This window comes from Adhaeretor mobilis (assembly GCF_007741515.1).
Lineage (GTDB): Bacteria > Planctomycetota > Planctomycetia > Pirellulales > Lacipirellulaceae > Adhaeretor > Adhaeretor mobilis.
In genome coordinates this window covers 4,132,884-4,144,937 of sequence record NZ_CP036263.1, presented here as the reverse complement: position 1 = coordinate 4,144,937, position 12,054 = coordinate 4,132,884, and the positions used below count along the sequence as shown (strand labels likewise).

Annotated in this window: 9 protein-coding genes; all 9 read right to left on the bottom strand. The window is 56.3% G+C overall.

Translation table 11 applies throughout. The annotated features are described in order from the left end of the window. Positions 1 to 12: 12 nt before the first annotated feature. The 9 genes from arsD to HG15A2_RS16250 all read right to left on the bottom strand — a co-directional run bounded on the left by arsD (position 13) and on the right by HG15A2_RS16250 (position 11,996). On the bottom strand, positions 13 to 417 hold the full coding sequence (gene arsD, locus HG15A2_RS16290) for an arsenite efflux transporter metallochaperone ArsD (RefSeq protein ID WP_145061368.1): 405 nt from the start codon (positions 415 to 417) through the stop codon (positions 13 to 15). A gap of 91 nt (positions 418 to 508) precedes the next feature. Then, the gene (locus tag HG15A2_RS16285; protein ID WP_145061366.1) at positions 509 to 838 is read right to left on the bottom strand and encodes an ArsR/SmtB family transcription factor; all 330 of its coding nucleotides are present in this window, start codon (positions 836 to 838) and stop codon (positions 509 to 511) included. Between the two features lie 167 nt (positions 839 to 1,005). After that, the gene (gene mutL, locus HG15A2_RS16280; protein WP_145061364.1) at positions 1,006 to 2,883 is read right to left on the bottom strand and encodes a DNA mismatch repair endonuclease MutL; all 1,878 of its coding nucleotides are present in this window, start codon (positions 2,881 to 2,883) and stop codon (positions 1,006 to 1,008) included. 92 nt (positions 2,884 to 2,975) lie between these two features. After that, a complete protein-coding gene (locus tag HG15A2_RS16275; RefSeq protein WP_145061362.1) occupies positions 2,976 to 4,370 on the bottom strand; it encodes a sigma-54-dependent transcriptional regulator in 1,395 nt (464 codons plus the stop codon). Between the two features lie 169 nt (positions 4,371 to 4,539). Further along, complete coding sequence (locus HG15A2_RS16270; RefSeq protein WP_246117764.1) at positions 4,540 to 5,268, bottom strand: two-component system sensor histidine kinase NtrB; 729 nt, start codon at positions 5,266 to 5,268, stop codon at positions 4,540 to 4,542. A gap of 142 nt (positions 5,269 to 5,410) precedes the next feature. Beyond that, positions 5,411 to 7,525, bottom strand: coding sequence for a polyribonucleotide nucleotidyltransferase (locus tag HG15A2_RS16265; RefSeq protein WP_145061358.1), 2,115 nt, complete (start codon positions 7,523 to 7,525; stop codon positions 5,411 to 5,413). 209 nt (positions 7,526 to 7,734) lie between these two features. Continuing rightward, positions 7,735 to 8,004, bottom strand: a complete 270-nt coding sequence (rpsO, locus tag HG15A2_RS16260; protein WP_145061356.1) for a 30S ribosomal protein S15 — start codon at positions 8,002 to 8,004, stop codon at positions 7,735 to 7,737. A gap of 163 nt (positions 8,005 to 8,167) precedes the next feature. Continuing rightward, complete coding sequence (locus HG15A2_RS16255; RefSeq protein ID WP_145061354.1) at positions 8,168 to 9,226, bottom strand: acyl-CoA desaturase; 1,059 nt, start codon at positions 9,224 to 9,226, stop codon at positions 8,168 to 8,170. Positions 9,227 to 9,521: 295 nt separating this feature from the next. Continuing rightward, positions 9,522 to 11,996: a ComEC/Rec2 family competence protein gene (locus tag HG15A2_RS16250; RefSeq protein WP_218932018.1), complete on the bottom strand. Its 2,475-nt coding sequence runs from the start codon at positions 11,994 to 11,996 to the stop codon at positions 9,522 to 9,524. Positions 11,997 to 12,054: the final 58 nt, after the last annotated feature.

Sequence of the window (12,054 nt, the reverse complement as noted above, 5' to 3'; positions counted from 1 at the left end):
AGTCGAGATGGTCTAACAACACCCACTATCACTGCAGCAATCTCCGGAATCGGACGCAATGGGCAACATTCGGTTTGGGGATACTGCCTTTGGCGACGCAGTGTTGGAAGGCATGGCGGTTGCCGTCCACAAAGCAAGGTTCTCCCGAGAGGGATACTCACTACGACTAACAATTTGCCCGTCGACGATAACCAGGGGCAGGCACTCAATTCCATCGCTACTGAGCAACGCCTGCACAGACTCGTTCTTGGCAAATTCAGCGGCATCCTGCGCCAGGTTGAAGCGATCAACTTGGTGCCCTTGCTTCGCCAGCCAGTCGAGATCGGCAGCGAACTTTGGTAAGACAGGGTCGATCTGCGGTCCACAAACGCCCGTTGAGCAGCACATTGCCCTGTCGTAAATCTGTACTCTTTTCATCGTAGCCTCTCCTTACTGATGAAGCTCCCTAAGTAAATCGCTCATCGTCGATTCGCGATATGTGGAGCAAATAAGAAATCGTTATATAGAATCACAGCCTAGCGACGAGTTCCTTTAACTCATCCAGCTTCTCGGCATTGATGCAGTAACAAACCCTCGGACCATCGACCTCGCCACGGATTAACTCCGCATCCTTTAGTATCTTCAGGTGTTGGGACACAGTCGATTGAGCCAGCGGCAACTGGTCAACGATCTCCCCACAAACACATGCTTCACGACCAATCAACAACCGCACGATTTGCACCCTTGTTGGGTGGGCAATCGCCCAAGCGAGCTTAGCAAGATTATCTGCCGATGAATCAACCCGCAGTTTTAGCGGGGTAGAATCGCAGAGTTTCGAGTTGGTTTGTTTTTTTGCCACGGCGAACACCTATCGTACATTTACGATGAACGATATACCTTGGTCTTCGGCACGTCAATGTGGAATAATTAGCAAAAAGTACCAATTCGCTCACAGTGGCCTGAGATACCGCCTGCGGTCGCCAGGCTAGAATTCGAAGAATGGCAGGCAACGATTCTCGAGAGGGACTAAATTCGCTTGAATTGGCGATCAAGCTGCTCCCGAGTAAACACCAAGGCTGTGGGCCTGCCATGGGGGCAGTGGTGATGGTCTTGGGCCAGATGGCGTTGCTCTAGGAGGGCGGTTACCTCCTCAGAGGTGAGCGAATCGCCGTACTTTACCGCTGCCTTGCAGGAGATCATGTGCAGAAGTTCATCGAGCAAATCGCGCGAGTCGGGCAGTTTTCCACCGGCGAGCAGCTTCTCGATGAGACTACGGAGCACTTCCCCCGGGGCGAGGTTCGCCAGCATGGCCGGGTAGGAACTGACTAGCAGCGTTTCGCCACCAAACGGTTCGACATCCATGCCCAGCTTAGCGAGCAACTCCTGATGTTCGAGCACAGCGGCCGCCTCGTTGGCTGCGACGTCTACTGGCTCAGGTACGAGTAACTTCTGTGTTTCTAACGCGCCGCTCAGGACCTTCTCGCGTAGTGCTTCGTAGAGAATGCGCTCGTGCAATGCATGTTGGTCGATGACCTCCAGGCCTTCTTCCGTCTCGGTAACGAGATATCGATTGTGAATCTGCAACGCACCTGTGCCGCTCACGTGAGCAGAATCCACTCGATTCGTTTGCGCCTCGTCAGTTTCCTCCGAGCCGTCGGCGTGAGCCGACGAGTTGGCCTGCTGTCCTTGCGCCTCTTGTCGCAAACGGGGCAAGTCTACGCGATGCAACTCCAGCGGCGCACGATCACCCTGCTGGTTGGGAAACGGTTGAAAAGGTGCTGTTCCCTCAGCGCTAGCGGAACCGAGTTGCTGCTTGGCCCAATTAAACAGTTCGCTGTTGTCTGGTGTTGCCTGGCGGACTTCGTCTTCGTCGGTGAGTTGTGTGTTCCTGGGCAAGTTTGCGCGAGCAACTAGATCAGTCGAGAGGAATTTCGTGCGGAGTGAGCCCAGCAGATGGCTGTAGATTCGACCCCCCTCGGCAAAGCGAACCTCCAGCTTTGTGGGATGCACATTCACGTCAACCGCGGCAGGGGACATCGTGAGATGCAAGAAACCAATCGGGTAACGGCCCGTTAGTAGCAGACCACGATAGGCTTCCCCGAGAGCATGTTGCAACGAACGATCGCGAATGAACCGGCCGTTGAGGAACAAGTACTGCATTCGGTTATTGCCGCGGCTGTGTGTCGGATTTGCCACATAGCCGCGCAGTTGTAGATCGTCGTCCTCAGCATTGACCTCAATGAGGCCGGTGGCCAAATCCTCACCAAACAGCATGGCCACGCGTTCAGCGAGATTGGAAGTAGGTGTCAGGTCGTGCGTCTGTCGCCCGCCGTGCGTGATGGTGAAATGCACCTGCGGATGGGCCAGAGCTAAACGAGTAACCGCCTCGGTGAGATGTCCCATTTCGGTTTGCGTAGTGCGCAAAAACTTGTGTCGCACGGGTGTATTGAAGAACAATTGTCGTACCTCGACCATCGTTCCTTGAGGTGCACCAATCGGTCGGATGGGCTCGTGCCGACCACCCACAATTTCGAGCTCCGCAGCCGCTTCCGCATCGGCAGGGCGACTCCGGATGACAAGCCGGCTTACCTCCGCAATCGATGCGAGCGCTTCGCCCCGAAAGCCGAGAGTTGCCACGCGAAACAAATCGTCCGCATCCTGGATCTTGCTCGTGGCATGACTAGCCACAGCTAGGTGCAGCTGAGATGCCGACACGCCGTGCCCGTTATCCGTGACACGAATCAATTCGGCGCCGCCCTTTTCCACGGTCACATCAATACGCGTGGACCCTGCGTCGAGTGAATTCTCTACGAGTTCTTTGACGACACTCGCGGGCCGCTCGATGACTTCGCCCGCAGCAATCTTGTTGATAACGCTCGTCGATAGTTGGCGAATCTCGTTCATGGGCGCTAGTGATTGGCCGCTGGGCGCTAGTTTACAGTCTTCGTGGTTTCGGTCGCTCCGCGAACTCGCGCCTAGCGTCCCACAACTAACGCCTAGTTCAATCCGTACTCCTTAATCTTTCGATACAACGTGCGCTCGCCTATGCCAAGCAATCCGGCGGCCTCTTCTCGATTCCCGCTGGTGACTTTCAGTGTCTCACCAATGAAAATGCCTTCGATCTCAGACAACGGCTTGCCTACCAGTTCCGCTAAGCCCGCGCCACCCGAAGTAATTGTTTGCGGATCGTTGGAGTGGAACTCTTCGGGCAGATCGTCGAGATCGAGAACGCCGTCGTAATCAACTACTATCATGCTCTCCACGGTATTCTTCAATTGCCGCACGTTGCCAGTCCAATTAAAACCCATCAACCGACGGCGAGCGGCGGTCGACATGCTCTTGATATCTTTGCCGTGTCGTCCGCTTTGCGATTTCACAAAATGATCGATCAGCAACGGAATGTCCTGCGTGCGCTCGGCGAGATTCGGCAAGCGAATGGCTACTACTTTCAAGCGGTGATAAAGGTCTTCGCGGAAAGTACCAGCAACAATTGCTTGCTCAAGGTCACGATTCGTGGCTGACAAGATCCGCACGTTCACCTTCACCGGCTCGTTGGAGCCCACTCGCGTGATTTCACCACTCTCCAAGACACGCAGTAATTTAATCTGCGTGGGCAAAGGCATGTCACCTACTTCATCCAGAAATAGTGTGCCACCGTTGGCGTACTCGAATTTCCCAACACGATCAGCGCTGGCATCTGTGAACGCGCCTTTGATGTGGCCGAACAACTCACTCTCGAGAATATTCTCGCTCAATGCCGCGCAGTTGAGTCCCACAAACGGGCGGCTCTTACGCGGGCTGTTCTGGTGAATTGCCTGAGCGACCAGTTCCTTGCCGGTGCCTGTATCGCCTTGAATCAAGACAGTGGCATCCGTGGGAGCGATGCGTCTCAGCCGATCAATCACATCGTGCATCGCTGGGCTGTTGCCGATAACACCTTCAAAGCCAAATTTCTCATCCAACCGACGTGTGAGTTCCGCATTCGCTCGACGGAGATGCTGGTTGCGCGACGCATTGTCTACCACCGCTCGCAATTGCTGCAAGTCGAGAGGCTTCAGCAAATAGTTAAACGCCCCCTGCTGCATCGCTTCGACCGCGGATTGCACCGTGCCATGACCGGTGACGAGAATCACCTCAGCATCGGGAAGCACCTCGTTGGCCCTGGCCAACAGTTCCAGGCCGTTGGTGTCCTTCATGCGCAGATCGGTCACGACAACCTCGAAGGAGTCTCGCTCCAACATGGCCGCGCCTTCCTGGCCAGAGGTGGCCACAGTGCAGTCGTACCCTACCCGCGCAAGGCTATCCGCCACGGTATCCGCATGGGCCTCCTCATCATCGACGATCAACACCTTAATCGGTGGACCAGCTTTGGCGGTGGTGTTCTTAGCCATGTAGGCATAGTACCGAGACAGAAAAAATGTCGGAAGGGCCGGCAGTCCTGCACACGCATAGATTTGAACCGCCAAGGACGCAAAGAGCGGCACGGTCCATGAGTTTCACCACGAAGAGCACGAAGATCACAAAGAACGAGAGCTTGGCATCCTTGGCGGTTCAAAATAGTTAAGTGAGCCTTGCCGGAACGGGCAGCTCAATCGTGAATTGCGTGCCGCGGCCGACTTCGCTTTGCACCTGAATACGCCCACCGTGGGCTTCAATGATTTTTGCCGTCGTGGGCAATCCCAATCCGGAGCCGCCCGGTGTGGTCGAGAAGAACGCCTCGAACATGTGTGCGGCTGTTTGCTCGTCCATTCCGCAGCCCGTGTCGATCAGGTGAACAATCACGTTGCCGGGGGCAGTCGTAGTACGGACGACCAGTTCGCCCCCCTCGGGCATGGCCTGCTTCGCGTTGAGTAGTAAATTCAGCAGCGCTCCGCGGAATGCCTCGCTATCGAGCAATACGTGTGGCAGTTCGGCATCGAGATACTGCGTTAATACCACGTCTCCCTCGTCCGCTTCCGCCTGAAAGAACTCCAACGCTTCGATGATTTCTCTATTTAAATCGGTTGGCTTGAGATGCAATTGCCGAGCCCGCGCGAATTGTAGGAAATCGTCCAGCAAGTCCTGCAGACGCTGGCATTCCTTCTGCATCACATCGATGCGCTTTGCGGCACGGCGTTGCTCGGGCGACGTCTCCTCGTCGATGTCCTCTGCCAGCAACTGCATGTTGAGCCGAATCGTCGAGAGTGGGTTCTTGATTTCATGCGCCAGCGCTCCAGCCAACTGCGCAATCTCCGTGTACTGATCGATCAGCTTCTGATGCAGCTCTTCAGTGGTCGGGGCTGTGGACACGATTGTAAGTAAAGGAGGAGATTGATGGGCCGTGTCCCATTCTGTCCCGGTTTTCGCTTTCAAGCAACCAAGGTAACTATCAATAAGAACAGGGGCCCCGGCAGGGACCCCTGTTATAGTTCTCAATTTTGCAACAAGTCGCTTAGCTATCGGCTGCGACAGGTTCGCCTTCGAGTTCCGCCATGGCTGCTTTGCGGCTGAGCTTGACGCGATCTTGCTCATCGACAGCGATGACTTTCACCTTCATTTCGTCGCCTACTTTGCACACATCGTTTACGCTCGACACGTATTCGTTCGAGAGCTCGCTGATGTGGCAAAGACCATCGCGACCTGGCAGAATTTCGACAAATGCACCGAAGTCCTTTACGCTGGTCACGGTGCCGTCGTAAATCTTGCCGACTTTCACGCTGGCGGTCAGCGCGTCGACCTTGGCAAGGCCCGCCTTGGCGGTTGCTTCGTCGGCACCAGCCACAGTAACGGTGCCGTCTTCTTCAACGTCGATCGTTACGCCACATTCTTCTTGAATGCCGCGAATCGTCTTGCCACCAGGACCGATCAGCAGGCCGATCTTTTCTGGGTGGATCGAAGTACGATACAAGCGCGGGGCGCTCGCATTGACTTCTTCACGAGGACGTGGGATCGCACTCAGCATCGAACGCAAGATTTCAATCCGTGCTTCGCGCGACTGAGCGAGGGTTGCACGAATGATCTCCTCAGAGACTCCATTGATCTTCAAGTCAAGCTGAATGCCCGTGATGCCGTTTTGCGTGCCGGCAATCTTGAAGTCCATGTCACCGAAGTGATCTTCGTCGCCCAGGATGTCGGTGAGTAGTGTCCAGCGATCACCTTCCTGTACGAGCCCTACCGAAATGCCGGCCACTGGGTTGGTGATCTTCACACCCGCGGACATGAGTCCCAAAGTGGCAGCACAAACCGAAGCCATCGAGCTGGAACCGTTAGACTCCAAGATGTCCGAGATTACGCGGATCGTATAAGGGAAGTCGTCGTGGTTGGGCAGCACGGGATTCACGCTGCGTTCAGCCAGTGCACCGTGGCCGATTTCACGACGGCCTGGGCCGCGAATCGGTCGGCATTCGCCAACCGAGAACGATGGGAAGTTGTAGTCAAGCATGAACCGCTTGGAGAATTCTTCGAATAGTCCATCGACACGTTGCTCGTCGCGTCCGGTTCCTAGGGTGACAGTCACCAGCGATTGGGTTTCGCCACGCTGGAACAAGGCAGAGCCGTGTACGCGAGGTAGTAGGTCAACTTCGCAGTGCAGCGCGCGAAGTGTCTTGCCGTCGCGACCATCTGGACGACGACCGTCAAGGATCGCTTCACGAATGACCTTCGCTTCCAAATCGTGCCATTGCTTCTTGAAAGAGGAAGTCGTGAAAGCGCCCTCGGCATCTTCGTCGGGAATCATTTCCCCGAGTGCACGTTTCTTCAATTCGCTGCAAGCAGCGGCACGATCCGCCTTGCCCTCAGTTTGCTTAGCGTTCTTGAGATCGTCGTAGTAACGCTCGTTGAGCTTCTCGAATAGCCCATCCGAAGGAGGTGTCTGGAAGTCCATCTTCGGCTTGCCAGCCTTGTCGATCAGCTCCTGCTGCAAATCACAGATTTGCTTGATGTAGCCGTGGGCGGTCATGATCGCCTCAGCCATGACATCTTCAGGCAACTCGCGGCCGAAGCCTTCGATCATAAGTACGGCATCCTTGGTGCCGGACACAATCAGATCGAGCGTGCTGCTTTCCAGGTCGTCTTGCGAAGGCAACGGGATGAACTCGTCGCCGACCATGCCCAGGCGAACAGAAGCAATCGGGCCCAGGAACGGCAGTTCGGAAACCCCCAGAGCGGCACAAGCACCGTTCATGGCGAGGATGTCGCCATCGGTCTGGCGATCACTACTCATGACGAAGTTTTGGATCTGCACTTCGTCGTTGAAGCCCTCGGTGAAGCTCGGACGAATCGGGCGATCGATCAGGCGAGCGGTCAGGATCTCTTTGGTCGTCGGACGGCCTTCACGCTTGAGGAATCCACCTGGGAACTTACCGGCCGCCGCTTGGCGTTCGCGATAATCGCACATGAGCGGGAAGAAGTCGATTCCTGGACGGGGCGAACCTGTGGCAACTGCGCTCAGCACGACCGTCTCACCGTATTGCACCTGCACGCAGCCCGCAGCCTGTTTGGCGAGGGCACCCGTTTCGATGCTAAAGGTCTTGCCGCCAATTTGCGTTTCTACTTTGACTCTTTCCATTACGTTACCAACTTTCTAAATGACAGTTTTCCAACAATAGTTTCTTGTTACTTTTTCGATGCGTTGCTTGCGGCATAATCGCGTTGCCGAATCGCCCCCATTTGTAGCGCGGCATCATTGTTCTGAAACGCTTGCAAGCGATTGGGCGAGCCCTCATAAGAGAAACGACCGCCAAGCGTGTGCTTGCCGGCCGAGGGCTTAATGCGTGTTTACTTGCGAATGTCGAGACGACGTAGCAGGTCGAGGTACAGCTGTGGATTCTTACGCTTCACGTAATCCAGCAGGCGACGACGACGGCTTACCATGCGACGCAGCCCACGCTGGGCGGCGAAGTCTTTCTTGTGCGTCTGCTGATGGCCGTTCAATTCGGCAATGCGGGTGGTGAGAATCGAAATCTGCACCTCAGGCGAACCCGAATCCCCCTGCTCGCGACCATATTCACCAATCAACTCTTGCTTACGTTCTTTCGTTACCGACATGCGTCTCTCTTGGACTATCTAAGTGACTTATCTGAATAGACTTACGATTTGCGATAGAATAGCCGGTGGAGGGCTGGAGTGGCAAGGGGGTAGCACCGCAATGAACCCTGTTTTACGGGCTCGTAGCATAATGCACACGAAATTGCAGTCCGCTCTGATTGAGCTACTGCGGCGCAGTGCCCTTAGGCATGTCCTTCAACCGCACTACGTCCCATGCAAGTCCCACCTTTTCCATGAGCCAGATGACACAATAGGTGCTGTCGAATTCCCACCAGCGGTGACCCTGGCGGGCGACGCGCTGGTAAGCGTGGTGGTTGTTGTGCCAACCTTCGCCCCAGGCGAGGATGCCCACCCACCACAGATTTCGGCTGTCGTCACTGGTCTCGTAGTTGCGATATCCCCAGAGGTGGGTCGCGGAATTCACAAACCAAGTGATATGCAATACGTATACCATGCGTACACCTAAGCCCCACACGATCATGCCGGTACCAGCCCAGGCGGTGCCGAGGCCCCAACTCTCAGGGCCGAAGTAGCCAAAGGCGAACAGCGCGACGGCGCTCGCAAAGTGAGCGGGCAGGAAGAGATAGTGCAAGGCAACCATGACTTTGTCTTTCATGATGTCCGGGGCATAACGCTGGAGCAGTTCGCGGTGCCATTTCTTGCCGAAGTTGGGCATGAACCACAGCATGTGACTCCACCAGTTGCCATCGCGTGGCGAATGGGGATCGCCTTCGTGATCGCTGAAGGCATGATGCTTGCGATGCTGAGCAACCCAAGTCAGTGCAGAGCCTTCGCCGGACAAACCGCCCAAGAAAGCAAGCACCCACTTCACGGGCCGATAGGTTTGGAAGCTTTGGTGGGTGAGCAGTCGATGGTAGCCCATGCAGACGCCGAAACTGCCCGTTGCGAACGCAAGTGCTACGCAAGTAATGAGTGCTGGCCAGCTAAAGAAAAACGGTGCGCCAATCGCCAGCACATGCACCATGGCAATCCAGATAACGATCGGCCAATTGAAGCCGAGTTCGCTGAACGAGTCTTTCGCTTTGCGACAAGCGGTGCTGACCGCTGCGGCATAGCCTTCTTCGTGCGCGACTTCGACGATGGACTCGAGAGCCGAGTTGGGATGGGCAGCATCCACGCGAGCGCCCTTAGCGCCGCTAGAAGATTTGCCCGTAGTTTTGGTCGACTCGGAAGTCTTACGATTGGGTACGACAGTAGACACGGTAGGGGAGCCTCGTGCGGGTGAGTGTCAGTCGGTGTTTTTGGTGTTTGCTAGTTGGCGCGTTCAACGCGAGAAATTGAGCGAGGATACACGGATAGCAATTCGAGCCTGCAATGGTAGTGCAAACAGCACTAAGCCGCTAGCCCGGGAAGCTGCATTGTTGTAACTCGGTCTCAATTTCCGGCCAAGCGGTACAGGTTTACGTGGAAACGCCAGTTCATGATCGTCGTGAAGGGTTAGGTTAAGAGCTAGTGGTTAGGCAAAGGAGGCAGGTTCCTGTCGGAGGCGCCATCCACTAATTGCGAAAGGTTCTAACCATTAGATCGCTTGCAGATAGCGTGAATTCAACGGCACCGCGGTTTGAAGTGTGTAAAACCTTAGCCCCCGCTTCTCTGTACGAACGGTTTGCCAGGGTGGTTCGAGTCGGACTGCGACCGCTTACTGCTACAAACTCAGGAGTGCACCAGGCCGCAAACCCTGGTGGGTCGCTGCCAGCACTTCCGTGGTGGGGTGCCAGCAGAATATCGACATCTTCGGCCCGCTCAGCGGTAACGGCTTCGATTCCCGCCTCTTCCAGATCGCCGGGGAGTAGAATTCGCTTCCCCTGATACCCCACCAGCAGGGTGAGGCTATTTGCGTTGTCACGTCCGATGACACCCGTGCGGGGCGGATGGAGTACCTCGATCGTGACATCGTCGTCCACCACGTCCAGTCGATCGTTCATCCAAATCTCGCGAAGCGGAATTTTTTCTTGGGCGAGAATCTCACGGAGGTATTCCGGTGCAGTGAGTCGCCCCTGTGTGGCGATGGGATCGAACATCAGCGGCGTGATGTAAACGACGCCAATCGGAAATCGCTCCAACAATCCTGGCACAGCGTTGTAGTGATCGACGTCCGCATGAGAAAGAACCATGGCATCAATGCTTGTAATTCCGCGCGACCAGAGAAATTCTGCGATCGTACGGCCAGCATACTCAGGTGAATTCAAACTGCCTGCGTCGTACAGTAGCGTTTGCCCTCCGGGCAACTCGACCACTGCGCATGTGCCGTGCCCCATGGCGAGGAACGTACAGCGTAGTTCACCGTCATTGAGACGAGAGAACGATGCAAAGAGCAAGCCCACGGCCGTCCAACCGACCAGTGCGGAGGCGTACCATCGCCATCGAGTAGGTCGCAGCCCGACCCAAGCGATTGCCGCCAACCCGCCGTAAAGTCCAACCAGCCACCACACCTGCGGACCGGCGCAATAGAAGGAACCAAACTCCAGCGAGTGGGCTAGGTCAACGATTCCTCGAATCCAACTCAAGCAGATTCCGCAGACCCAACCCATCAGATAGGCTAGCGGAGGAATCCAACCGAGCAACATGACCCCCAATCCCATGGCTAAACCTATCGCCACGAGTGGCCATAAGAGTGGAGTGACGATAATGCCGCTAGGCGTACTCAGGTGAAATGCATAGGCCACCAACGGCGCGGCGGTCACCCAGGCGACGCCCGATGCAACAACGATTTGACAAGTGCGAGTGCGGCCCCAGCGGAGTAGCTTTTTAGGCCACGATTCAAACTTGGCGATCAGGTCGACTAACGGGTCTCGCTGCTTTCGGCTGAGCCAACGCCCATACCCAAGCAGCCCTGTGACAGTGAGGAAACTCAATAGTGTGCCTGGAAGGAATAACTCGCTCGGGTTGACCAGAGCCACGCCCAACGCTGCTGCGGCAACTAAGTTCGTCAGCGAAACGGGCCGAGCCGACGCCAGGGCAATGAGCCCCAGCAGCGTCATGAGACAAGCACGGATAACTGGCGGTCGCATGCCCGTAACTGCGGCGTAGGTCACGACAGCAATGGCTGCCACCAGCAGAGATGCGTTCCACGGCAATCGTAGCAGTCGAGCGATTCCTAAGAAAATGGCGGCGGCCATGCCGACGTGTAGCCCGGAGATCACTAGTAGGTGAATCACGCCGGTTTGGAAAAACGCCTCCGTTGAATCGTCATCCAACTGGCCGCGATCACCCAAGAGCAACGCCGCTGCGAGTGGGCGTTGTTCGTCGTTGATGTATCGCTCAAGATGCTGCTCGCAAGCGTCTCGCAGGCGATCAACGAGGGAGGGGCTTGTAAGGCTTCCAGCCGCAAAGACACATTCGACTCGCGAGCTATAGAGTTCTGCCAAGTGCCCTGCCCCACGGTCGCGCTCTGCCCAATCGCGTTGACCTGGGTTGAGCGCCGGCGTGGGCCTCGCAAAGCGGCCGTAGATTTTTAGTCGTTGGCCTGGCACAAGCTTAGGGAGTTTGCCGGCGACGCGTAGGCGGCACTCGCCGCTCACGTCCTGCCAAGTTCGCCCATTGCGGAGCCGCAGAATTCGTACCGTGGTTTGTGAAGAAGGGCCTGCTGGCAATGCTCGCAGCGGATCGTGTTGCGGGCGTGGGCGATGGGTCACGGGGCTGGTGAGCACTGCCTCGCAGCAGATTGGTTGCGGTTGTTCAGGAGCGTAGCGCCCCAGGTCGTTGGCCGCGAAGTAGTTCCAACGCAAGTCGGCGTAGGCTCCGCCGAGGCAGAGTGTGGCAACGAGCGTGAGAACTGCGGCGTTGCAAAATCCTTCTGCTCGGCGATACCGCCAGGCGAGGGCCAACGCGACAACGCACGTAAGTAGCCAGATGGAGAGTGACAACGCACCGAAACTGCGATCCCCTAGAATGCCTGTCAGAAACGCAGCGGCGACGGCCAGAAGAGGGCAATAGCGGCGTCTCGCAGCGATGTCCTGAGGAGCAGGCATGACGGCAGTATAGCTCGGGTGATCTCGTGGGGACAGTTTTCGTAGCCTGTTGCCGCCG